This is a genomic window from Streptomyces sp. NPDC048142 (assembly GCF_043202835.1).
Taxonomy (GTDB): Bacteria; Actinomycetota; Actinomycetes; order Streptomycetales; family Streptomycetaceae; genus Streptomyces.
Map to the genome: position 1 here is coordinate 1 of NZ_JBIDBC010000034.1, position 22,267 is coordinate 22,267.

A 22,267-nucleotide genomic window follows, 5' to 3' on the forward strand; every position below is an offset into this window, starting at 1 on the left:
CTGATACGTCGTCACAAACGTTCATGATCGCGGTGGCCGTACTCATGCCCGCACCCGCCCCGACCAGCACAGACGCTGGAACTACAGCTGCCGTGACTGATCAGCAGACTCTCGTCCTGCGGCTCCAGATAGACGAGATGCTCGTGCGCCGGGGTCTCCACCAAGGTCATCGCGCCGCGAGCACCGGCATACTCCCCGTACTTCCCGGCGTCCAGGGGCAGCACCAGCAGCGTGACATTGCGGCGCTGGCCGCCGCCGCCGAATAGCCGATCTCCGTGCCCTCCTGCTCCTGCGTCCACCCGCGCTGGATACGCAGCATCCGTGCCACCTCAGCGATCATGCGTGCCGTCGGACTGGCCGATTCCTTGTTCCCCGCACTTGCCATGACGTGATCTCTTTTCGACTCAACCGAACTCAACCGGTCACTACGCGATGTGGCCGAAATCAACTGCCCAACAGCGAAGTTCGCGCAGGTCAACGGCTGTGCGACGACGCTCGCCATTCATGGAGAACGCTAGGTGATCGCGGTCACAATCGTCTTGTGAATGCACTGAATGGTGAGCGGAATATCGAGTGGGTTCCGGACTCCGGATTCCAACTCCGCAAGGCGGGCGTGCAATTCGACGCCGTCCGCGCGGACGGCGACGACGGGCGGCGGCTGGCCGACCTGATGGAGGAGCTGGTCGGTGGTGAACCGGGGCCGGTCGTCTCCGAGTCGAACGGCCGGCGCGGGGTGTACTTCCTCGTTCCGGCGGGGTCGACGGCCGGGCGGCCGTGGCCGCGCGGGGTGACTCCCTTCAACGCGGCGACGGGCCGGATCAGTTACGTACCCGTCCCGGCGCTCGGCGGGGACACCTGGCCGCTGATGTGGCGGTACCCGCCCACGCGCACGGGGCGGTTCGTGCACACGTTGATCCTGTTCAACGCGGCGTACGCGTTGCTGAGCTGAGCTGAGCTGAGCGGGGCGGGTGGGGTGCGGCCGGGTTGAGCTGGGTGGGGCGGGCCGAGTGCGGGTGCGGGACTTCCCGCCGGTTCCGGCCCGCCCCGGCCAGGCGGACTTGACACTAAAGTGCATGATCGTGCAACCTTCTGGCCGTCCGTCAACTCCTGCCGCCCTGCCGGGGGAAGTTGTTGCTTGCGCGATCATTGACCTGGAGGTCTGCGCATGGCTGATCCCGTGAAGATCAAGATCTGGTCCGACTACGTCTGCCCCTTCTGCATGCTGGCCGAAGGCCCCCTCGAAGAGGCGATCGACGACGTCGGCGCCGAGGTGGAGGTCGAGTGGATGCCTTTCGAGCTGCGTCCCCACCCCCAGCCCACCCTGCGGCCGGAGGACGACTACCTGCCCGACATCTGGAAGCGCGCCGTCTACCCCATGGCCCGCCGTCTGGGGGTCGACATCACGCTCCCCGACGTGTCTCCCCAGCCCTACACCGCCCTCGCCTTCGAGGGCTACCAGTACGCGGCCGAGCACGGCCGGGGGACCGCGTACACCCGGCGGATGTTCCGCGCCTTCTTCCAGGAGAGCCAGGACCTGGGGCAGGTCGACGTCCTCGTCGCCCTGGCCGGTGAGGTCGGTCTGGACGAGGCCGGGTTCCGGGCCGCGCTGGCGGACGGCACCTATCGCGCCCGGCACCAGGAGGCGCTGCGGGAAGCGGCGGCGCACCGGGTGCAGGCCGTTCCCACCATGCTCATCGGTGACACCCGGATCGAAGGCGTTCCGCGTCCCGCCCAGTTGCGCAAGGCGATTCTGGACGCCCAGGCGCGGCAGGCGGAGGACGCCGCCGTCTACGGCGCCGCCTGCGGCATCGACGGGAGCTGCTGAGTTGTCCGGCACCGCCGCCGAGTCGTCCGGCGTACCTGCTGAGCCGTCCGCCATCGCTGTTGAGCAGTCCGGCACGGCCGTTGAACCGTCCGGCAGCCATCCCGCTCTCGCCGCCTGCCGGTTCGCGGGTCTTGAGCTGTGCAACAGATTCGCCGTCGCCCCCATGACCCGGATCTCCGCGACCGAGGACGGCCGGGCCACACCGGAGATGGCCGACTACTACGCGGCCTTCGCCGAGGGCGGCTTCGGGCTCCTGATCACCGAGGGGACCTACACCGACAGGGCCTTCAGCCAGGGGTACCTGCACCAGCCCGGGATCACGGACGAGGCCCAGGCCGCCGCCTGGCGGCCCGTGGTCGAGCGGGCGCATGCCGCCGGGGCGCGCGTCGTCCTGCAGCTGATGCACGCCGGTGCCCTCGCGCAGGGCAACCGGTTCCGCGACCGGGCCGCGGGCCCCTCGGCGGTACGTCCGCTGGGCGAGCAGCTGGCCAAGTACCGCGGCAGCGGCCCCTGGCCCGTACCGATGGAGATGACCCGCCGCCAGATCGCCGAGACCGTCGACGGCTTCGCCGCCGCCGCGGTCCGCGCCCGCGACGCCGGCTTCGACGGCGTGGAGATCCACGCGGCCAACGGCTATCTGCTCGACCAGTTCCTCACCCCGTACACCAACCTGCGCACCGATGAATACGGCGGTGACGTGGAGGAGCGCCTGCGGCTCGTACGGGAGGTGACGGCCGAGGTCAGAGGCGCGGCCGGGGCCGGCTTCACGGTCGGCGTCCGGCTCTCCCAGGGGAAGATCAACGATCCCGCGTGGCAGTGGCCGGGAGGTGACGCCGAGGCGCGCGCCGTCTTCACGGCGGCCGCCACGGCCGGGGCCGACTATCTGCATCTCGCGGGCAGCGCACGGGACTGGTTCCCGGAGGGCCGGACGCTTGCCGCGCTGGCCCGGACGGTCACCGGACTTCCCGTGATCGCCAACGGCGGGCTGCACCGGGACGCGGTGGCGCGGCGCGTCCTGGACGAGCGGCACGCCGACGTCCTGGCGATCGGGACGGCCGCGCTGGCCAACCCCGACCTGCCGCGCCGGGTGGCCGCGGGCACGGTCCGGGCGGCGTTCGACCCCCAGCTGCTCGAACCGCTGGCGACCTTGGGCAACGCCCGTACGCACGTAAACGCTTGACAGTTTTTAGATGCACATGCAAGAGTGGTCCTGCGAGCCAAGCTTTCAGCGGCGCCTTGCGGGAAACATTCTCTTGCATGTGCAGGCAAATGGACGATATAGGGCAACCGGGCAACTCGGGAGACGAACCGCTCATGGGTACACACGAAAGCGAACTGCTGGGCTACGCCCACGAAGCGATCCGGCTCAGCCGCGAACACGTCGCGCAGGGGGGCATTCCCTTCTCCGGCGTGGTTGTGGGCGGCGGACGGATCCTGGGGACCGGCTTCAACCGGGTCCGCGAGGACAACGACCCGACCGCCCACGCCGAGGTCGTCGCCCTCCGGGAGGCCACCACCAAGCACGGGATCCGCTCCGTGGCGGGAGCCACCCTGATCGCCTCCGGTGAACCCTGTGCCCTGTGCTACCTGGCAGCGCGGTACGCCGGCATCGGCCACATCGTGCACGCCGCCGACCGCAGGACCGCCGCACAGTACGGCTTCGACTACACGAGCACGTACACCCTCTTCGCCGAGGACCCGGCGGACTGGCCCATCAAGGTCACGGCGCTCCAACTCCCCGAAGCGGAGCAGCCGTTCCATGACTTCCTCACTCTGAGCCGGGCCGTGCGCTAGCCGAGGATCCCTCGACCCGGGCCGGGCCGCGCGCCGGCCGAGGAGCCTCGTACGTCAGCTCAGCTCACTCCTCGCGTATCGGTTCACCCCACCCGCCGTCAGCTCACTCCCCGCACGTCAGCTCACTCCCCTCACTTCAGTTCACTCCCGCTCATCCACCGCACGGAAGGACCTCCCATGCACTGGCTCTACCTCGCCATCGCCGTCGCCTTCGAGATCTTGGTCGCCATCGCCGCCGGAAAGGCCGAGGGCTTCAAGAACCGCAAGTGGACCGGCATCACCTTGGCCAGCGGTGCCGCCGCGACCTTCTTTCTCAGCAAGGCGCTGCTGACCTTCGACGTCGGCGTCGGCTACGCCCTGTGGACGTCCGTCGCCGGCGTCGGCATCACCCTCCTCGGAGCGCTGTTCTTCGGCCAGCGTCTGAACTGGAACAAGGCGATCGGCATCGTCCTCGTCATCGGTGGCGTCGTCGGCCTGCAGCTGAGCGGTTCCGCCTGAGCCCGGAGCCCGAACTCCCGGCCTGGCTCGTACCGCACCCCAGCACCGCACCTCCGCGCAACCACCTGACGCCATCACTGAGAGAGGACTCACCTCCCATGTCCAACGCAGCCAAGAGCTCCACCAACGCCTGGCTCTCGCTCCTTCTCGCCGGAGGCTTCGAGATCGGGTACGCGCTCGCCGTCGGCGGCAGCGAGGGCTTCACCGTCCTGACCTGGTCCCTGGTCGCGGTGGTGTTCTTCCTGCTGACGCTCTACGCACTGAGCCTCGCCCTCCGCACCATCGACGTGAGCATCGGCTATGCCGTCTGGGCGGGTATCGGCGCGGTCGGCGCCGCGGTGCTCGGCCCGCTCTTCTTCGACGAGACCCTCACCCTGGCCAAGGGCATCTGGCTGGCCGTCATCATCGTCGGGGTCATCTGGCTCAAGCTCGCCGACCGTACGAAGCCCGAGGCGGCCGCCGGGACCCAGGAGTCCGGGCAGCTCGCGGACCGGCCCACTGCGGTTCAGGTCTGACGCTCTTCCGGAGTCCGGTGTCCGGTGTCGCACGTCCGGTGTCCGGCGCCAGCGATCTCGCGACAGTACGCCCCAGGCGCCTGCTGCCCCTTTCCGATCAGGGGAGCAGGCGCCTGGGGCGTACGCGTGCCCCGTCACTTCGCGGTTCTGCCGCCGTCCACGGCGAGGGCGGTTCCGGTGGTGAAGGACGAGGCGTCCGAGCAGAGCCAGGCGGCGGCGCGGGCGATCTCCACCGGATCGGCGAGACGCTGCTGGATCGCCTTGCCGCCGAAGGCGGCGCGCACGGAGGGCCCGGTCGCGAGGATGCCGTCCATCATCTCCGTATCGGTGCTGCCCACCACGAGGGCGTTGACGCGGATGCCGAACTCGCCGTACTCGGCGGCCGCCGCCCTGGTCAGGCCGAGGACCGCGTGCTTCGCCGCCACATAGGGCGCCGATGCGGAGGTGGCGCGTACGCCCGCGACGCTGGAGGTGTTGACGACCGAACCGGCTCCGGCCGGCAGCATCGCGGGGATCTGGGCGCGCAGACAGTTCCACACACCGCGCAGATTGACGTCCAGGGTGCGTTCGAAGACGTCGTCGGGGAGTTCGTGCAGGATCGTTCCGGCGCTGGCGTAACCGGCGTTGTTGAACGCGCAGTCGAGCTTGCCGAACCGGTCGACCGCCGTGGCGACCGCGTGGTCCATGTCCGCCCGGCTGGTGACGTCGCCCGGTACGGCCACGGCTTGGCCGCCGTCCTTCCTGATGCGCTCGGCGACCTCCTCGACCAGCTCCGCCCTGCGGGCCACGAGCACGACGGCGGCTCCCTCGTCGGCGAAGTGCCGGGCCGCCGCGGCGCCGATTCCGCTGGAAGCACCGGTGATCAGCGCCACCTTCCCGGGCAGCAGCGGTCCGCCCGGCGTCATGCGTACATCCCCTGGCCGGCCGCGGACAGGGGGGCGCTCCACAGCGTGTCCGAGCGCATCTCCAGGTCGATCCGGTGCAACAGACCGTCGTCGAGCGCGTCGAGACCGCTGATCAGATGACGCACGCCCGCCTCCCGCATCAGTGCGCGCTGGTGGCTGTGGACGAAGTCGGAGGGGCGGCCGACGAAGGCGGCGCCGAGCTCGCGGGCCACGTCGGCGACCCGGGCGACGTCGTCGACGAAGAGGGCCTGGGCGGGGCGGAGCTCGAACACGTCCTCGGTGATCTCTCTGAGGCCGGGGCGGAAGTCGTTGGTGCAGACGTAGCCGGGTCCGTCGAACAGGTCGGCGTAACGGCCCAGATGGTGGTCGAAGTGGTCCTTGCGCAGACCGCCGTAGCAGACCGTGAGCAGGCCCGCTCCCCGCAGCCGGAGGAGCAGGTCGTGTGTGCCCGGCGTGATCGTGACCGGGTGGCGGTCGAGGTGGGCGGCGCGGTCCTCGAAGTAGGCGGCGAGCGCTTCCTCGCCCGTCATGTCACCGCCCACGGCGGCCGAGAGCAGCCGGCCGGCGATGTGCTGCGGCTGGGAGAATATGGATCTTTCCAGCTCGGCGGAGTACGTACCGCCTCTGCTGACGATGAAGTGGTGGATGACCGGGCTGAAGGTGTCGTTGAGCAGGACACCGTCGATGTTCAGGGCGGCCAGGCGCAGGGAAAGCATGCGGCTCCGTAGTGATCGTCGTAACGGACGGGGCGGGCAGGGCAGTCGGGCGGATCTGGTCGAGCTGTCGGGCTGTCGGGCTGTCGAGTTGGTCGCACTGGTCGCACTGGTCGAGCTGTCGGGTTGGTCGCGCTGTGCGGTCAGGGTGAGTCGGACGGTTCGGGCTGTCCGGACGGTTCAGGCTTTTCGGGCATCAGTGCGTTGCCGCGGGCGGGGGTCGCGTCGGCGCGGATGATCACCGATGGGACCGCGATGCCCGGGAGGAGTAGATTCCACAACTGCTGGGTGCGCTCGGGAAGGTCCTCGCGACCGCTCACGACGTTGGAGTACATCTGCATCCCCGTACAGGCGGCGACCACGAACTCCGCGACCACGGTCGGATCGATGCCTGGCTGCAGCTCACCCGCGTCCCGCGCCTCGTGCAGACACCCGGTCATGATTCCGCGGAAGTTCTCGTACGGGTCGGCGTTCAGGGAACCGCCCATGGCGGCCTGTTCGTTCGTCAGCCGTACGCCGGCCCGGAGCAGCGGGTCGCGCTGGAGCTGCCACGACCACACCAGGGTGAGGTCGATGAGCCGCTGCAGTCCGCCGGCGGCGAGCAGCGGGACGAGGGTCTCCGGCTGGCTGTTCATCACCGCCCTGGCCAGGTCCTCCTTCGAACCGAAGTGGAAATAGAGCGCCCCTGCCGTCACGCCGGCGCGCTTGAGGATGCGGGTGATGCTGGCTCCCGCGTAACCGAACTCGTCAAACACCTCTGCGGCGGCGTGCAGGAGAACGCGGCGGGTCTGTTCCGCCCGTTCTTGCTTCAGTTGCGCCATATCTTCACCTTCCCAAAAAGAATGCTCCTTACGTTACCCGAGTCGACTCCGGTCCTAGCAAGTCCGTTATGGCTGGATTAGATGGGTGTGGCGGTAAATTGCCCTTCGAGAAAATCAGAATGCCGCACCCCTTGACGCGAGAAAACAGAAGGATCATTATTTTTGAGTCGGGTACACGGAGTTGCCTGCACGCATCGCTGTGTAGTCACCCGCATCAACTACCGATCTTGGGGGGCCAAGTTGTCTGTTTCTGTACTGAGCCGTGAAGTCCAGCCGGTCCAGCAGTCGCAGGTGCACCAGTGGCAGGTGCACAAGCTTCGGAGTGAGGAAGTCCTGCTCGCGACGTGGGCCGAGCAGGCCCCGGGGCGCTATGTGCTCACGGGGCGCTGGCCGCGGGGGCACGCCTTCTACCGGCCGGTGCGGGGTGCGTACGACCCGATGCTGCTCGCCGAGAGCGTGCGCCAGGCGGTGCCGCTGCTGTCCCACGCCGTGCACGACGTTCCGCGGGAGTACAAGCAGGCGTGGGAGCACTTCAGATTCTCGGTCGACCCGCTGGCGTCGCTGGTGACCACCGTCGACGAGGAGGTGCGCATGGTGGTGACCTGCTCGGACGTGCTCCGCCGCGGCAGCAGGTTCGCCGGCATGACGATGGACGTCGAAGTCCACCTGGGGGAGCGGCTGATGGGCACCGCGCACACCCGCTTCAACAACCAGCCCGCGGCCATATACCGGCGGCTGCGCGGGAGTTACGCGGACGTCGACGCCGCGCTCGCGAACTGCCTCCCGGCGGGCCCGCCCGTGGAGCCGCACCGGGTGGACCGGATCTCCCCGGACGACGTGGTGCTCTCACCGGCTGCGGGCGCGGGGCCCGGACGGTGGATGCTGCGGGTGGACCCCACACACCCGGTGCTGTTCGACCACGCCGTCGACCACGCGCCCGGGATGCTCCTCCTCGAAGCCGCCCGGCAGGCGGCGCACGCCGTCGGTGGCGGTTCCTCGGCCGTCCACGGGATGGAGACGCACTTCGCGCGGTACGTCGAGCTCGACGCCCCCGCCGTCGTCGTGGCCGGTGAGCCGGTCCCGGACGGTACGGGCCGGCGCCGCGTGGGTGTGTCGGTCGAGCAGCACGGCGTCCGGGTGTTCACGTCCGAGGTGACGATCTAGACGATCCAAGGGCAGTCCGGCGTCCCCCACACGCACAGCGCGGCGGGCGGCCCGTATCCCCCAGAGGGACATACGGGCCGCCCGCCGCCGGGTGGGCCGGCCTGTTCCGGGCCGGGCCGGGCCTGTAACGGTCCGGGCCCGCCGCCGGTCAGGCCCGTACCGGCTGCGGCTGCGGCATCGGCTCCGGGAGCTCCTCGTGCACGGTGACCGCGACGTGCACCGAGGCCGGGACCGCGAAGCTGGCCTCGTACCCGGGTGGTGCGAGCAGCTGCCGCACCCGCCAGCCGAGTGGCTGACCGGTGAGATCCAGCCGGTTCATGATGGCGGCCATGCCCTGTCCCGTCGCTTTGGCCATGGCCTCCTTGCGGGTCCACAGGCGGGCGAAGTCCCGGACGAGTTCGTCGTCCGGGCGGCCGCCCAGCCACTCCTGTTCCTTCGGGTGGAGGAACGGCAGGTAGCCGGCGACGGATTCCGGGGTCGGCCAGGACTCGATGTCGATGCCGATGGTGGCCTCGGCGACCGCGATGGCGACGTGGTCCCCGCTGTGCGACATCGAGAACTCGGGCGGTTCGCCGGCCGGGTCCGGATCGCGGATGGCCGGCCTTCCGTGCGCCCCGCCGCAGCCGGGACACGGCTGCCGCAGGAAACCGACGCTCCTGGGTGAGCAGCCGAGCGAGGACCCGAGAACGCTCCGCAGCGCCCAGTGGGCGAAGACGTAGGCCTCCCGGCCGGCCGGCTGCGGTATCCCTGCCAGCCGGCGCCGTTCCTTCTCGTCGAGCCAGTCGGGCGGGTCCCCGCCGGGCGTGAGGTGCTGCCCGGCCGGGGCCCGGACGATCCAGACGCCGACCGGATCGAGGACCTCTCCCGGAGGAGCGTCGGACCACTTGAGGTCGTGTGTCATATCGATACGGCTCCTGATGCGGCGGGGACCCGGCCGGCCCCCGCCACGGTTCGGATCAGGCGGTTGCTGCGAGCAGCGGCCACGGGCCGGTCATGGCGTGCTGCTCCAGGTCCTCGGAGGCGAGATAGCGCCGGAACCCCGGCACCTGCTCCGCCGGGCGCAGCGCCCCGCGGTACAGCACCAGGCCGCGCACACCGGCCCCGTCGTCGTGCCAGCACACGAGCGGGAGGTGGTACTCCGGCGTATCGCAGGTCTCCTGCACGGCGGCCTGGTAGCCGTACGCGGGCAGCATGCTCATCGGGCCGCACCCGCGCCCTCGGGGCGGACGCCGAACAGGGCTCCGTAGTCGGTGATCCGCGCGGCCGCCCCGCTGCCGCCGGCGGCGTGCAGCGCGTGCCAGAAGAGCACCTGGTTCGCGGTGAGCACGGGAAACCCGAGCCGCTCCTCCAGGCCCGAGATGGTGCCCACCGCGCGGATGCCGTTGCCGGCGACCAGCACCGCCTGCGGCCGCTGCGGGGCGACGGCGGTCTCGATCCACTGCACCAGCGCCTCCGGTGTGATCAGTTTCTGGTTGCTGGGGAGGCCGCAGGGGGCGTGGTGGACGACGTCGAAGCCCCGCTCGCCGAAGTACGAGGCGCCCAGCGCCGACAACTCGTCGTCGAACCACGGCGGGTTGACGAGCGCGATCCGCTCGGCGCCCAGAGCCTGGAAGCCGGCCGCGGCCGCGTGGGTCGTGCCGGTGAGCGGGATGCCACGGGTCCGCGTCGCGAGCCGCTCGAACAGCTTCCGCTCGCCGGCGGCGCCCAGGACGTAGGCCGAGCTGGTGAACCCCAGGGCGATGGAGTCCAGCGGGGCGGCGGCGAGCAGCTCGACGGCGTCGTCGATGAAGGGCGGGTCGATGAAGGCGCGCACCGGGTCGTGCGGGATCTTGGGGTCCATCTCCCCGCCGGGGCGCATCGCCCCGAAGTGGACGCGTGAACCGTGGATGTAGACGTCGCGCGGTGCCATCGCCTGGAGCTCGGACTCGGGCCCGACGTCCGCGTGCGGGACGACGACACCGACGCGGGCGGCCACGGCCCAGCCGTCCTCACGGGCCTGGAACTGCGTCATGGGGTGCTTCTCCTTGTCTGCTGTTCTTCTGCTGGGTCGTTTCTGCTGGGTCGTTTCTGCTGTGGCGTTACGGGGACGGCGTCGCGGCTCGTCACGGGAACCGCGACGCCGCGGGTCAGGCCGCTTCGTCGGCGAGCGAACCGCCGCTGACCGTGCCGGTGCCGTCCGCGTTCAGGAACTTCGGGTGCTTGCGGCGCATGGTGTCCATCACGAACGCGTGCGGGACGTCGTCGAAGTCGCCGTGGTCGGTGAGGAACTCCATGCTCTGCCGCCCCTGCGCGTCGAAAGGGTGGTAGAGGCTGTCGGAGCGGCCGTCGAACTCCAGCGGGGTCATGCCGTACAGCCGGCACAGGAGCTTGTTGAAGACCGGGGTCACCTGCAGCCAGCGGCCTTCGAGATACACGGTGGCCAGGCCGTGGAAGAAGACGTCGCCGCCGATGTAGGAGCGCAGCCGGTCGGAGGCCAGGTGGTTGCGTACGTCGCTGTAGTGCAGCCGGGCGGGGATGCCGACGGCACGGCAGCAGGCGGCGTAGAGCACCGACTTGTGCAGGCAGAAGCCCTTGCCGCCGGCGATGATGCTGGACGCCTTCAGGCCGTCCGGCGACAGGCTGGCGTCGTAGACCTCGTAGTGGATGCCGTCGCGCACCGCGTAGTAGAGGGCGACGGCGAGGTCGACCTGATCGGCGTTCTCGCGGTCGATCTTGTCCAGGGCCTTGTCGACGAAGGCCTTGACGCGCTCGTGCTCGTGGTCGAGGAAGTCGGTGGCCGCCGTGAGGCGGGCGAGATCGTCGGCGGTCAGCTGCTCGGGCGTGGCGTCCGTGGTCGGCTGCTCGGGCGTGGCGTCGGCGGTCGGCTGCGTGGCCGTGGCGTGGGCCAGGGTGTCGGTCATGAGGGTGCCTCTCGTCACAGGCCCATCAGGGCGGCGATGCAGTTGCGCTGGATTTCGTTGGTGCCGGAGTAGATGGAGCCGGCGGTGGCGTTGCGGAGCTCGCGCTCGATGCCCGTGCCGGTCAGGTAGCCGCGGGCGCCGAAGATCTGGATCGCGTGCTGGGCGGTGAGCTGGTTGGCCTCGCTGACGACGATCTTGGTGGCGGCCACGTCCGTCGAGGCGTCCTTGCCCTGCTCGACCTTGTGGCCGGTGTCGTACAGCCACTTGCGGGCCGTCTCCACGGCGATCTTCATGTCCGCGATCTTGTGGGCGACCGCCTGGTTCTTGCCGATGGCGCTGCCGAACTGCTGCCGGGTGGTGGCGTGTTCGACCACCCGCTTCAGCCGGTGGGTCATCTCGCCGAGGTTGACGGCGAAGGAGAAGAGGACCTCCCGCTTCATCACGTAATCCATGATCAGGAAGCCGGCGCCCTCGCTGCCCAGCCGGTTGCCGACAGGCAGCCGCACGTCCTCGAGCATGACCTCGCTGATCGGGGAGGTGCGCAGCCCCATCGTCTCCAGCGGCTCGCCGATCGTCAGGCCCGGTGTGCCGCGCTCGGCGAGGAAGGTGCTCAGCCCGAAGGCGCCCGGCTTGCCGGTACGGACGTAGAGCAGGAAGAGGTCGGCGACCGGGGCGTTGGTGATGAACATCTTGCCGCCGTTGAGGACGTACTCGTCGCCCTCGCGGACGGCCGTGGTCCGGATGTTCATCACGTCCGAGCCGTGACTCGGCTCGGTGATCGCGTGTGCGGTGATGGCCTCGCCCGAGGTGACCCGCGGCAGGTAGCGGCCGCGCAGGTCCTCGGAGCCGAACGCCTGGAGCGGGATGCCGACGCTGACGATCTGCGTGGACGCCGAGAAGTTCAGGCCGGCGTCCCGGCTGGTGTGACCGAGGCCCTCCAGCGCGGCCATGGTCTCGGTGAGCGTCCGGCCGGCGCCGCCGTACTCCGGGGCGAAGGGGAGGGTGAAGAGCCCGGACCGCTGGAGCGGCTTCCACTTCTCGTGCGGGAACTCGGCGGCGCGGTCCCAGCGGGTGACGTCGTCGTTCAGCTCGTCGCCGTAAGGCGCTGTGACGCCGTAGGTGTCTGCGGCCTTCTCTGCTGACATGGGTGTTCTGCCTTGCCTTTCGCGGGGCCGTGGGGCGCGGGGCGTGGGGGGGAGCCGGGTGCGGGGCCGCGCCGACGCGGCCCCGCACCCGGCCTCGCGGATCAGTAGCGGGAGAAGCCGTCCTCGGAGAGCGAGTGCTTCTCGTCGCCCCGCAGCGCAGGGCTGAACACGGAGACGAGGAGGAGGTCCTCGTCGTCGGAGGCGATCAGGTGGTGGGCGTCGTTCTTGTCCAGGGCGTAGATGGTCCCGGTGGCGATCTTGTGGTGGACGCCCTCCGTGGTGACGACCTCACCCGAGCCGCCGATGCAGTAGCAGGCCTCCAGGTGGCCGAGGTACTGGAGCGCACTCGACGTGCCCTGGCGGACCAGCGTCTCGCAGACGGTGAAGCCCATACCGTCGGCTTCGGTGAGCAGGCGGTGACTGGTGCCGCTGCCCCACTCGACTGCGGGGACGTCGGAAAGAGAACGGACGATCATGGGAGTACTCCTGTCATCGCTGAGTTCTGGACGTGTGCTGGTGGTGCGCCGCCTGGGCGAGTCGTGCGGTCATGGGCGGGTGGTGCGGGTGGTGCGGGTGGTGCGGGTTGAGCGGCGGTGCGGGTGGTGCCGGTTGTGCGGTACGTGAGAGTCGCGCGGGTTTGTGCGCGTCGTGCGCGTCGTGCGGCGGGAGAGGCCGGTCCGTCAGCTCGCGGCCGCGGCCGCCGGAGCGGCCTGGCTGACGAAGCTGCGGATGTCGGCGAGCGTGCGGTAGGCGGCCGGCTCCAGCGGGATGTCGTCGACGGGGATGCTGTACGTGTCGGATATCCAGGAGATGAGGCGGACCAGGCCGAGGCTGTTCACGACGGTGCTCTCGATCAGGTCGAAGTCGTCGGTCAGGTCCTCGGCGTCCTCCCCGGCCAGGAACTCATTGACGATGTAGGCGCGGATCGGGTCGTTGCCACCGGTGTTCATGGTGCTCATCAAGAGGCTCCGTTCAGTTGGGTGTTCTTGATCGAATTACGGTCGGGCTTGCCGGTCGGGGTCTTCGGCAGCGGAGTGCGGGCGAGCCCGACCGAGCTGGGCACGGCGTGCCGCGGCAGGTGCTTCGCCGCGTACGCCCGCAGGCCCAGCGTGCTCAGGGAGGTGCCGTCCCGGCGCACCACTTCGGCGTGCAGCCGGGTGCCGGCCTCGGGGCAGGGCAGTGCGACGACGGCGGCCTCGATGACGTCCGGGTGGGCGCCGAGGACGGTCTCGACCTCCAGGGTGTTGGTGCGCACGCCGCGCACCTTGACCTGGAAGTCGGTACGCCCCTGGAGGAAGTAGCGGCCGTCGGCGTCGCGGTGGACGAGGTCGCCGGTGCGGTAGAACATGGCGCCGCCGCCGCGGGGGTCCGGCATGAAGGCGTGCGCGTTGCGGGCCTGTTCCAGATAGCCGCAGGTCTGGAAGGGCGTGTGCACGAGCAGTTCGCCGGTGCCGGGGCCGCGCAGGACCTCGGTGCCGTCGGCCCCTTCGATCAGCAGCACGGCGTCGGTGCCGTCGATCGGTACGCCGATGGGCAGCGGGTGCGTGTACGCGCCCGGATCGATGTCGTGGATGAAGCTGTCGTTGGTCTCCGTACAGCCGAAGACGTTGTGGAAGCGGGCGGCCGGGCACGCGGCGAGCGCGTCCCGCAGTCCCTGCTCGGAGACGGCCTCCCCGGTGAACACGACCGTGCGGACCGCCGGGTAGCGGGCGCCGTCCGCGGCCAGGAGCCGGTGCAGCAGGGGCACCCCCTGGACCAGGGTGACGTCGTTGCCCTGCGTGAGGTCACGCAGATAGCCCGCGTCCCCGCTGGCCCCGGCGTCGGCCAGCACGACGGTGCCGCCGGCCTCCAGCACCGTCCAGACGTCCAGGAGTGCCAGGTCGAAGTTGAGCGGGGAGAAGCTCAGCGAACTGGTGTCGCCGTCGATCCCGAACTTCGCCGTGGCCCAGTCGCCGAAGCGGTCGAAGGCCTCGGTGCGGACCGGGACGAGCTTGGGTACGCCGGTGGACCCGGAGGTGGTGAGGGTCAGCAGCGACTCCTCGGGGTCGGGGGCGCTGAAGCCGTCCGCCAGCGCGGGGTCGGCCTCCTCCCGCGTCAGGGTCACGCCGCCGCCGGTGACCGCGGTGGCCAGCAGCGGGCCGCGGGTCTGGGCGGTGAGCGTGGACAGGGCGGCGGCGCCCAGGGCGGGCGACGGGACCAGGGTGTTGATCCCCTGACGCCATGCCGCCAGCAGCAGCGCGACGGTCTCCGGCGACTTGTGGGCCGGGACGCACAGGGCGCGTACGGATCCGAAGCCGGCGCCGTCGAGGTCCGCGGCGGCGCGGCCGGTCAGCCGCTCCAGGTCCGCGTAGGTGACCTGTTGTCCGGCGAAGACGAGCGCGGTGCGGTCGGGCTGTTCCTGCACGTGTCTGCTGAATGCCTGCAACAGGCGAGGCGAAGGCAACGGTCCCCCCTCGGTGGATGGGCTGTCTTGGCTACGAGAGAGAACCTACGCGCTTCTATATGCATGGTCAAGCAAATAGATATGAGGTTCGAGTGATCCAGGTCACAGGCCCTTGCGCCGGTGAAGAAGCCCGAACATGCAAAAGACGGCGGGGGGCCGGGTTGCCCCGGACGCCTCCCGCCGCCTGTCGTCCTCGTGTCAGGCGGCGCTGCGCAGCGCCTGCACCGCCCGTGCGAGCTGGTCGTCGGCGCTCGCGGTGTTGAGGGCCGAGCTGAGGACGTCGGCGTACGTGGCGCGGGCATCCTGGTAGTGCTTGCGGCCCTCGTCGGTGATGACGGCGAAGACGCCGCGCTTGTCGTCGGCGCAGTTGTCCTTGTAGGCGTAGCCGGCGCTGTCCAGGCGTCCCACCAGGCGGGTGACCGAGCTCTGGCCGAGGCCGATGTGGTCGGCGAGCTCCTGCATGCGGCATTCGCCCTTCTCCGCCTGGGTGAGGGCCTCCAGGGCCCGGTACTCGGACAGTCCGACGCCGTAGCGGCGCTGCAGGGCGTGCGCGAGCTGGCGCTCCACGAAGGCGTGCAGGCCGAGAACGGCCTCCCACATGGTCTGATCGGAGGCGGCGCGTGGCTGCTGCTGGATCGTCATGGAACGGCTCCCCTTCTCGACTGCGATGAACAACAAGATACATGCCCATGCAATCATCTGGGGAGAGTTGTCGCCCGCAAGGAGGTGTCCGGTCGCTATATACTTGTATAAGCAAACAATATGGTTAGGGTGCCATGCCCTCCAGGGTGCTGGAGGCGTAGGCGGCCGAGACGAGTGTCATGTGCCGGTGCCAGCCGGGGAAGGAGCGGCCCTCGAAGTCGAGGAGGCCGAAGTCCTCGCCCATGCGACGGGTCGCGTCCAGCGCGCCCGCGGGCGAATGGGCCAGCTCCAGCAGTTCGGCCGGGTGGCGGTCGGTGATGTTCGTCAGCCAGATCCGCCCCGGGCGCCCGCCGCTCGTGTCCCACTCGGCCATCAGCCGGCCCGCCCCGTGGCTGGGCTCACCGTCCGGGCGCAGCCCGTGTACCGGCGCGTCGCACGAGACGACCTGCCGGCCCGGCCCCGCCGGGTGCCGCACACCCCGGCGCAGCAGCAGGCCGCGTGCCGACTCCCGTTCGCCGGGCGGCAGTTCAGGTCCGGAGAGGGCGGTCTGGCCCGGGATGGCGAGGACGAAGGCGTGCCCGCCGCCGTGCAGCCGCCGCGCCAGTGGTGCGACGTCGCACAGGGACGTCAGGTCGGCCACCACGGGCGCCGTCTGCCCGTTCGACCGTGACGCCATCTCCTGGACCAGGCACAGCGCGTGCTCCCACAGCGGCTGGGCCGTGGTCGTCGCGGGGATCTTCGCCCGGTCGCGCACCGCCTCGTCGCGGGTGAATCGAGGAGGCAGGAAGAGCCGCCAGTCGACGGGCAGGTGCGCCTGTCCGGCGTCCAGGAACAGGCCGAGGCCCAGTTGGCAGTTGACGGTGCGCCCGGCATCCGGGAGGAAGCGCTGGTGCACTCCGGCCGAGCAGTTTCCGCGCTTGGGCAGCACCGCGGGCGCCAGGGTCCAGGCCCGTACCGGCAGTGAGCGGGCGGCCCAGCGGGCCAGTTCGCCGCGTGCCGGGGCCCACTCCCACGGGCTGGCGTTGACGAACTGGTGCAGCGACACCGACGCCGCCTCCGAGCCGGTCACGACGGCCGCCATCCGGCGCACGGTCTTCTTGCCGTGCGTCCGCAGGAGCCCCTGGAGATACACATGCCCCCAACGCTGCTGGTCGGAGCGGTGCAGGTGGCCGAACAGGAGCCGGGACAGATCGCCCGGCGGCCGGCCCGTCGCCATGTCGGGCGTCTCGTACGTCGTCGTCACTGCAGGTCCCTCCCAGGTGAGCGTCGCTGAGCAGACTAACAAACATAGAGAATGTTCGTTATATTTCTTTCACAGAGCACGACTACTTGCCGAGGTCCAAGGAGAAGGCGCATGCAGGAACGGGCGGCCAGGACGCGCCAGGCCGTGTTGGAAGCGGCTGCTGATGAGTTCGCCGAGAGAGGCTATGAGGGCGTCTCCCTGCAGCAGGTGGTCTGGCGGGCGGCGACCTCGATCGGCGCTCTGACCTTCCACTTCCGGACGAAGATCACTCTGGCCGAGGAGGTGCGCAGGGTCGGGCGCGACCGCTTCGGGCGCTGCATGGAAGAACTCGCGTCCGCCGCCGACCCGTTGCGGGAACTGCGCACGCTGATCGGTGCGCTGGCCCGGCTGGCGGACGAGGACCCCTTCGTCCGCGCGGCGCGCCGTCTGGAGGCCGACCGTCCCGAGGGCGTACCGCCGCTGGCCGAGGTCTGGCTGCCGGTGCTCCGTGGTCTGCTCGACCGGGCCCATGCCACGGACCGGCTCCGTCCCGGTGTGTCTCCCGAGGACGCCGTGGCCCTGCTCGCGCACCTGGCGGAGGGGGCCATGGCCGCTCACGACGCGACCCGGAACCCGGCCTGGGACTCGGTGTGGGACTCGGTCTGGGACGTCGTCCTGCACGGTCTCGCTGCCGACCCGCCGGGCGGGGAAGCGGCCATGGGTGGAGAAGCGGCCCCGGGCGGGGAAGCGGCCCCGGGCCGGGAAGCGGCCACGGGCCAGGAAGCGGCCACGGGCCAGGAAGTTGCGACGGACGGGGACGCGGCTACGGGCCGCGAAGCGGCCATGGGTGGGGGAACCGCGACGGACGAGGAAACCGCGACGGGCGGGGAGACCGCGACGGGCTTACCCGGGCGCGGGGCGGAACCCGCCTGAAGCCGGGCTCCGGCCCATCCCATCCCATCCCGTTCCGGCCGTGGCTCAGGCGGTCCGCAGCGCCCGAGCCACCGCGCCCGCCACCTCGTCCAGGACCTGCGCGCCCGGGTCCGCCGTCAGCCGGCTGCGGACCCAGGCGGCCCCGGCCCTGGCCTGCGGCCAGGCCTGGTAGGCGATTCCGCCGGGACCCTGGTGGCCGAAGGCGCCGGAGCGGACGGCCGGGTGGAGGCCCTCGTCGAGGAGCTGGAGGCCGCCCTCGCCGTACGCGCTGATCCCGCCGAGCAGCGGATCCAGACCCTCGACCCAGAAGCTCCGCGCCTGGTCGAGCGTGCGGCGCGACAACAGCAGCGGCTCCTCGCCCGGGGCCCGTACGGCGTCCGCGGCCAGGACGCCCTGGAGCCGGGCGAGACCGCGGGCCGACGCGTACGCCCCCAGTGAGGGGATGAGCGCGTAGCGCCGCCGGCTCTCGCTCCACACCCCGGCGTCCGCGGGGAACGGTGACGGGTTGTTCCACACCCGCCCGAAGAGGTCCGCCCCGCTGTCGCCCGTCCCGCTGCCGGCCGTCCGGCCGTTGCCCGTTCCGCCGTCCAGCGCCGGGAAGCGGGCGCGGAAGTCCGCGTCGTACGAGATACGGGCGGCCTGCGGCAGTTGGTCGGGTACGAGGCCGAAATGGACGTCGAGACCCAGCGGGCCCGCGATCTCCTCCAGGAAGAACAGATCGAGATCGCGGCCGTCGACCCGGCGGATCACCTCGGCGGCGATCCACCCGGCGGCCCACGGGCCGTGCAGCACACCGCCGGCCCGGGGGTCCTCCTCCAGACTGTGCAGTTCGAGCAGCGCGGCCATCATGTGCGGGTTCTCGATGTCCCGCTGGTCGAGGTCCGCCGCCATGCCCGGGAGGCGGGCGGTGAACGTCAGCACGTCCCGCAGCGTCACCGCGCCCTTGCCGCGCGTCGCGAACTCCGGCCAGTAGTCGGCGACTGGCCGGTCCAGTTCGAGCGCGCCCATGTCGGCGAGCAGCAGGACCGCAGTGGCCAGGATCCCGTGGGAGCCCGTCAGCACCGGCTCCAGGGTGTCGCCGGTCCACTGCGCTCCGGTGACCGGGTCGGCGGTGCCGTGCCACAGGTCGACGACCAGTTCACCGTCCCGTACGACCGCGAGCGCGGCTCCCTGGGAGCCGGGCGGACCCGCTTCTCTGCAGGCTCTCTCGAAGAAGTGGCGCACGGAGGAGAACCCGGGCGCGGTGGTTCCGTGGACGTCGGCCGTCGCCGCCCGCGGCCGTGGCCTCGGGAGGACCTGCCGTACCAGAGAGGTCGTCATGTCAGAACTCCAGAAGAGGTGGGGAGTCGGTTGCAGCGGTGCGCGGTGCGCGGTGCGAGGCGGGAGCCGGGTCCGGCTCACACCTCGGGGGCGCCCGCCGGGTAGGGGAGGAACTCCAGGTCGGTCAGGTCCTGCTCGGTCAGGCGGATCCGGTCCCCGCCGAGGTTCTCCGCGAGGTGGTACGACGCCCTCGTGCCGGGCAGCGGCACCACGTGATCGCCGAGCCGGAGCAGCCACGCCAGGGCGACCTGCGCCGGGGTGGCCCCGTGCCGGGCGGCCACGTGGGCGACGGCCTGCGTGAGAGCGAAGTTGTGGCGGATGGCGCGCGGGGCGAAGCGGGGCTGGGTGCGCCGCCAGTCGTCCAGGGGCAGGTCGTCCGAGCGGGACAGCGTGCCGGCCAGCAGGCCGCGGCCGAGCGGGGCGCCCGCCAGCAGCGCGATCCTGCGCTCCACCGCGTACGGCACGACGTCGTCGAGACCGCAGCGCGTGAACAGCGACACCTCGGCCGCCATCGCCGCCGCCTCGTGCACGGCTTCGGCGTCGCGGGCCTCCTGCACGGAGACGACGGGCAGCCCCAGCATGCGGATCTTTCCCGCCCAGACCTGCTCGGCCAGCGCACCCCAGCTCTCCTCCAGCGGCACGCCGGGATCGACGCGGCGCAGCAGATAGAGGTCGATGTGGTCGACGTGCAGCCGGCGCAGGCTCTCGTCCACCGCGTCCCTCAGCGCCTGCGGACCGCCCGCGGGCCGCAGCGCACCGTCCGCGTCGCCGAGCAGCCCGCCGCCGGTACACAGCACGACCTCGTCCCGGCGGCCGCGAATGGCCTCACCGATCAGCCGCTCGTTGTCCCCGGCCGCGTAGGCGCCGGCCGTCTCGACGAGGTTGACCCCGAGGTCCACCGCCTCCTGCACCAGCGATACGGCCTTGGTCCGGTCTCTCAGGCCCGGGGCGTAACGGTACGAAAGGCCCATGGCCCCCAGTCCCAGCCGGCCGACGACCGGTCCGTCCCTGCCCAGTGTTGTGGTCCGCATCCTGCGAGAACTCCCTTCTCCACAGAGGAAAGCGACCACTCCATAGCAACAGCCCGGGACGTCGAAGCACAGGATCCCGTTGCTACTTGCCGACCTCGGACGACTTCGGGATGTTCACCACGCTCCGCATCCGATCGCGGGGTGGGGCGTGCCGGCCGGATCGGCAACGGCAGGACCGTGCTCCGCTTCGACTTCGCTCTCCGGCAGCGGTTCCTTGCGGCTGTCAGTCCGACTTGGTGTAGATCAGGCTCTCGCCCGCCCCGGCCGTGGACCGGCGCAGGCTGCCGTCCGGGAGCAGGGTCAGCTCGGTGGGCTTCCCGGGTGTGCAGGAGGAGGCCGGGCGGCCGGAGGACACGGTGGAGGGACCGATGCGGACCGGGCCGTCCCCGGCGGGGCTGCCGGAGAGGGGGGCGGTGAACTCGCAGTGGTACGTGGAGCCGGAGGCGAGGGGCCCCTCGGCGGTGAGGGCGAGGACCTGATCGCCCACGTCACCCTGCCGGATGGTCAACGTCCGTGAAGAGATGCCCTGTTCACCGGACAGGGAGCCGGACCAGGTTCCCAGGAAGTCCTCGGGTACGGCTCCCTCGTCGCTCTGTCGTCCGCCGCCGCCGGGCTCGGCGGCGCCTGCCGGGCCGGGGGAGGCGGTTTTCCCCGGGGCATCGCCGTTCATGAACGCGTACACCGATCCGCCCGCCCCTATCGCCACGACCACGGCGACGGCGATGAGCGCGGCGGTGGCCCCGGCGGAACGGCGCTCCGGGGCGGGCGGGGGAGGAGTGGGCGCGAAGTAGGCCGGGGGAAGGGGCTGTTCGGCGGTGTGGCCGTAGCCCGACGGCGGGGCGGCGGGGCCGTAGGGCGGGTGGTGCTGCGCGTACGGGTGGGGCGGCGGGGCGGCTTCCGTGCCGGCGGCCGGGGCCGGGGCCGGTATCGGGGCGGCGGCGGGCGGTATGGGGTTGTTCTGGGCGGCAGGCACGGGGTGGAACGCCTGTGGGTGCTGCGGGGCCTGCGGGTCGTGCGCGCTGTGCGGGCCCTGCGTAGCGTCCGAAGTCCCCGAGCCCCCCGGGTCCCCCAAGTCCCCCGGCTCCTCCGCGTCGAGCAAGCCCACCGCGTGGCGGCCGAGCTGGGCGATCAGGGTGGCGGGCAGCCAGGGTTCGTCCGTGTCCGGCTCGCCCAGGCGGGCCAGGAGCTCGGCGGTGCCGGGGCGGGCCGCCGGGTCCTTCGCCAGGCAGTCCCGGACGACGTCGGCCAGCTCCTCCGGTACGCCGGTCAGGTCCGGGTCCGCCTGGGCGATCCGGAACATCAGGGCGTGCACCCCGCCGCTGTCCGCCGTACCGAACGGCAGCCGGCCCGACGCGGCGTACGCGAGGACGGCCCCGAGGCAGAACACGTCGCACGCGGTCGTCACGCGCTCGCCGCGCACCTGCTCCGGGGCCATGAAGCCGGGCGAGCCGACCAGGGCCCCGGTGCGGGTCAGTTCGCCGTCGGGCACGGACTCCAGGGCGCGGGCGATCCCGAAGTCGATGACCCGGGGGCCGTCGATGGTCAGCAGGACGTTGGAGGGCTTCAGGTCCCGGTGGATGAGCCCGGCCCCGTGGATGTGCTGGAGCGCGTGGGCGAGCCCGGCCCCCAGGAACCGTACGCAGCGCGGCGGCAGCGGACCGTACGCCCCGGAGGCCGCGACCGGGGCGCCGGGGCGGCCCGAGACGACGCGCTGGAGGGAGGGCCCGGCGACGTAACCGGTGGCGACCCAGGGGACGGGGGCCTCGGTGTCGGAGTCCAGCACCGCCGCGGTCCACGCGCCGCCGACCCGGTGCGCGGCGCGGACCTCCTGGCGGAAGCGGGCGCGGAACGCGGGCTGCTCGGCGAGCTCGCGGCGGACGAGCTTGAGGGCGACGGTGCGGCCGCGGTCGGAGCGGGCGAGGAAGACCTGCCCCATGCCGCCTTCGCCGAGGCGGCCGAGGAGACGGTACGCGCCGATGCGGTGCGGGTCGTCGGACCCGAGCTTGTCCATGGTGCGCTTCCTCCCGTGCGGCCCGCACGAGGATAACGCCGCGCCCCGACGCCCGCCCCGCCCCGGATCTCCCCGCCGGGATCCGTATGCGCCGCCGCCCGCCCCGCTTGGTTTGGACGACCGTCCAGGGCTACCGTCCAATACGGACAGTGAGTCAGGCCTCCGCAACTCTGGAGTGCGTGATGGATCATTCCCTGTAGACGACCCTGACCGGCGGTGACCTCATCGCGGCGATGGACGGCTTCCTGCTCCAGCGAACGCTCGACCCGGACCTCGACCCCGCCCCCCTCATCGAAGGCATCACCGCCCTGGTCACACGCCAACTGGCATAGCGTTCCCGCGCGAAACCACGCCGGGCCCCAGCCTGCCCGGCCTCACAGGCCGG

24 protein-coding genes and 1 pseudogene are annotated in these 22,267 nt (G+C 71.2%); 8 read left to right on the forward strand and 17 right to left on the reverse strand.

Going from position 1 to position 22,267, the window contains the following annotated elements:
- Nucleotides 1–95: 95 nt before the first annotated feature.
- Nucleotides 96–248 (reverse strand): annotated as a pseudogene (locus ACGF2Y_RS30685) (transcriptional regulator); the annotation flags it as partial.
- A 365-nt stretch (nt 249–613) separates the two neighbouring features.
- On the opposite strand from ACGF2Y_RS30685, the gene ACGF2Y_RS30690 reads away from it, so the two are divergent.
- The 6 genes from ACGF2Y_RS30690 to ACGF2Y_RS30715 all read left to right on the forward strand — a co-directional run bounded on the left by ACGF2Y_RS30690 (nt 614) and on the right by ACGF2Y_RS30715 (nt 4,632).
- On the forward strand, nt 614–949 hold the full coding sequence (locus ACGF2Y_RS30690; RefSeq protein ID WP_392954374.1) for a hypothetical protein: 336 nt from the start codon (nt 614–616) through the stop codon (nt 947–949).
- Between the two features lie 216 nt (nt 950–1,165).
- A complete protein-coding gene (locus tag ACGF2Y_RS30695) occupies nt 1,166–1,825 on the forward strand; it encodes a DsbA family protein (RefSeq protein ID WP_392954243.1) in 660 nt (219 codons plus the stop codon).
- Between the two features lies 1 nt (nt 1,826).
- Nucleotides 1,827–3,005, forward strand: coding sequence for an NADH:flavin oxidoreductase (locus tag ACGF2Y_RS30700; RefSeq protein WP_392954245.1), 1,179 nt, complete (start codon nt 1,827–1,829; stop codon nt 3,003–3,005).
- A 134-nt stretch (nt 3,006–3,139) separates the two neighbouring features.
- Nucleotides 3,140–3,619, forward strand: coding sequence for a nucleoside deaminase (locus ACGF2Y_RS30705; protein ID WP_392954247.1), 480 nt, complete (start codon nt 3,140–3,142; stop codon nt 3,617–3,619).
- A gap of 177 nt (nt 3,620–3,796) precedes the next feature.
- Nucleotides 3,797–4,117: a DMT family transporter gene (locus ACGF2Y_RS30710; RefSeq protein ID WP_392954249.1), complete on the forward strand. Its 321-nt coding sequence runs from the start codon at nt 3,797–3,799 to the stop codon at nt 4,115–4,117.
- A gap of 98 nt (nt 4,118–4,215) precedes the next feature.
- A complete protein-coding gene (locus tag ACGF2Y_RS30715; protein WP_392954251.1) occupies nt 4,216–4,632 on the forward strand; it encodes a DMT family transporter in 417 nt (138 codons plus the stop codon).
- Nucleotides 4,633–4,766: 134 nt separating this feature from the next.
- Here ACGF2Y_RS30715 and ACGF2Y_RS30720 read toward each other — a convergent pair whose 3' ends face one another.
- The 3 genes from ACGF2Y_RS30720 to ACGF2Y_RS30730 all read right to left on the reverse strand — a co-directional run bounded on the left by ACGF2Y_RS30720 (nt 4,767) and on the right by ACGF2Y_RS30730 (nt 7,071).
- The gene (locus tag ACGF2Y_RS30720) at nt 4,767–5,537 is read right to left on the reverse strand and encodes an SDR family NAD(P)-dependent oxidoreductase (protein ID WP_392954253.1); all 771 of its coding nucleotides are present in this window, start codon (nt 5,535–5,537) and stop codon (nt 4,767–4,769) included.
- A complete protein-coding gene (locus ACGF2Y_RS30725; RefSeq protein ID WP_392954255.1) occupies nt 5,534–6,253 on the reverse strand; it encodes an HAD family phosphatase in 720 nt (239 codons plus the stop codon). The genes ACGF2Y_RS30720 and ACGF2Y_RS30725 overlap by 4 nt, the downstream gene beginning before the upstream one ends.
- 140 nt (nt 6,254–6,393) lie before the next feature.
- Nucleotides 6,394–7,071: a ScbR family autoregulator-binding transcription factor gene (locus tag ACGF2Y_RS30730; protein WP_392954257.1), complete on the reverse strand. Its 678-nt coding sequence runs from the start codon at nt 7,069–7,071 to the stop codon at nt 6,394–6,396.
- 240 nt (nt 7,072–7,311) lie between these two features.
- On the opposite strand from ACGF2Y_RS30730, the gene ACGF2Y_RS30735 reads away from it, so the two are divergent.
- A complete protein-coding gene (locus ACGF2Y_RS30735) occupies nt 7,312–8,235 on the forward strand; it encodes a ScbA/BarX family gamma-butyrolactone biosynthesis protein (RefSeq protein WP_392954259.1) in 924 nt (307 codons plus the stop codon).
- 148 nt (nt 8,236–8,383) lie between these two features.
- Here ACGF2Y_RS30735 and ACGF2Y_RS30740 read toward each other — a convergent pair whose 3' ends face one another.
- The 10 genes from ACGF2Y_RS30740 to ACGF2Y_RS30785 form a co-directional block, all read right to left on the reverse strand.
- The gene (locus tag ACGF2Y_RS30740) at nt 8,384–9,136 is read right to left on the reverse strand and encodes a 4'-phosphopantetheinyl transferase family protein (protein WP_392954261.1); all 753 of its coding nucleotides are present in this window, start codon (nt 9,134–9,136) and stop codon (nt 8,384–8,386) included.
- A gap of 55 nt (nt 9,137–9,191) precedes the next feature.
- Nucleotides 9,192–9,434, reverse strand: a complete 243-nt coding sequence (locus ACGF2Y_RS30745; RefSeq protein WP_392954264.1) for a DUF6253 family protein — start codon at nt 9,432–9,434, stop codon at nt 9,192–9,194.
- The gene (locus ACGF2Y_RS30750; protein WP_392954266.1) at nt 9,431–10,246 is read right to left on the reverse strand and encodes a maleate cis-trans isomerase; all 816 of its coding nucleotides are present in this window, start codon (nt 10,244–10,246) and stop codon (nt 9,431–9,433) included. The genes ACGF2Y_RS30745 and ACGF2Y_RS30750 overlap by 4 nt, the downstream gene beginning before the upstream one ends.
- 115 nt (nt 10,247–10,361) lie before the next feature.
- A complete protein-coding gene (locus ACGF2Y_RS30755; protein ID WP_392954268.1) occupies nt 10,362–11,135 on the reverse strand; it encodes a transglutaminase family protein in 774 nt (257 codons plus the stop codon).
- Nucleotides 11,136–11,149: 14 nt separating this feature from the next.
- A complete protein-coding gene (locus tag ACGF2Y_RS30760) occupies nt 11,150–12,280 on the reverse strand; it encodes an acyl-CoA dehydrogenase family protein (protein ID WP_392954270.1) in 1,131 nt (376 codons plus the stop codon).
- 101 nt (nt 12,281–12,381) lie between these two features.
- Nucleotides 12,382–12,756 carry an ectoine synthase gene (locus ACGF2Y_RS30765; protein WP_392954272.1) on the reverse strand — a complete coding sequence of 125 codons (375 nt, stop codon included), beginning with the start codon at nt 12,754–12,756 and terminating at the stop codon, nt 12,382–12,384.
- 204 nt (nt 12,757–12,960) lie between these two features.
- Nucleotides 12,961–13,239 (reverse strand): acyl carrier protein, encoded by a 279-nt coding sequence (locus ACGF2Y_RS30770; protein WP_392954274.1) that lies wholly within the window; start codon nt 13,237–13,239, stop codon nt 12,961–12,963.
- A complete protein-coding gene (locus ACGF2Y_RS30775; protein WP_392954276.1) occupies nt 13,239–14,684 on the reverse strand; it encodes an AMP-binding protein in 1,446 nt (481 codons plus the stop codon). The genes ACGF2Y_RS30770 and ACGF2Y_RS30775 overlap by 1 nt, the downstream gene beginning before the upstream one ends.
- A 237-nt stretch (nt 14,685–14,921) precedes the next feature.
- Nucleotides 14,922–15,365 (reverse strand): MarR family winged helix-turn-helix transcriptional regulator, encoded by a 444-nt coding sequence (locus tag ACGF2Y_RS30780; RefSeq protein ID WP_030588591.1) that lies wholly within the window; start codon nt 15,363–15,365, stop codon nt 14,922–14,924.
- 124 nt (nt 15,366–15,489) lie between these two features.
- Nucleotides 15,490–16,608: an IS701 family transposase gene (locus tag ACGF2Y_RS30785; RefSeq protein WP_392954279.1), complete on the reverse strand. Its 1,119-nt coding sequence runs from the start codon at nt 16,606–16,608 to the stop codon at nt 15,490–15,492.
- 111 nt (nt 16,609–16,719) lie between these two features.
- Here ACGF2Y_RS30785 and ACGF2Y_RS30790 point away from each other — a divergent pair, with 111 nt between their 5' ends.
- Entirely contained in the window at nt 16,720–17,520 is an 801-nt protein-coding gene (locus ACGF2Y_RS30790; RefSeq protein ID WP_392954281.1) for a TetR family transcriptional regulator, read from the forward strand.
- 45 nt (nt 17,521–17,565) lie between these two features.
- On the opposite strand, the gene ACGF2Y_RS30795 is transcribed toward ACGF2Y_RS30790, so the two are convergent.
- From ACGF2Y_RS30795 to ACGF2Y_RS30805, 3 genes are all read right to left on the reverse strand, one after another.
- A complete protein-coding gene (locus ACGF2Y_RS30795; RefSeq protein WP_392954283.1) occupies nt 17,566–18,840 on the reverse strand; it encodes a serine hydrolase domain-containing protein in 1,275 nt (424 codons plus the stop codon).
- 77 nt (nt 18,841–18,917) lie between these two features.
- Entirely contained in the window at nt 18,918–19,871 is a 954-nt protein-coding gene (locus ACGF2Y_RS30800; RefSeq protein ID WP_392954285.1) for an aldo/keto reductase, read from the reverse strand.
- 223 nt (nt 19,872–20,094) lie between these two features.
- Entirely contained in the window at nt 20,095–21,882 is a 1,788-nt protein-coding gene (locus tag ACGF2Y_RS30805; protein ID WP_392954287.1) for a serine/threonine-protein kinase, read from the reverse strand.
- Between the last annotated feature and the right edge of the window lie 385 nt (nt 21,883–22,267).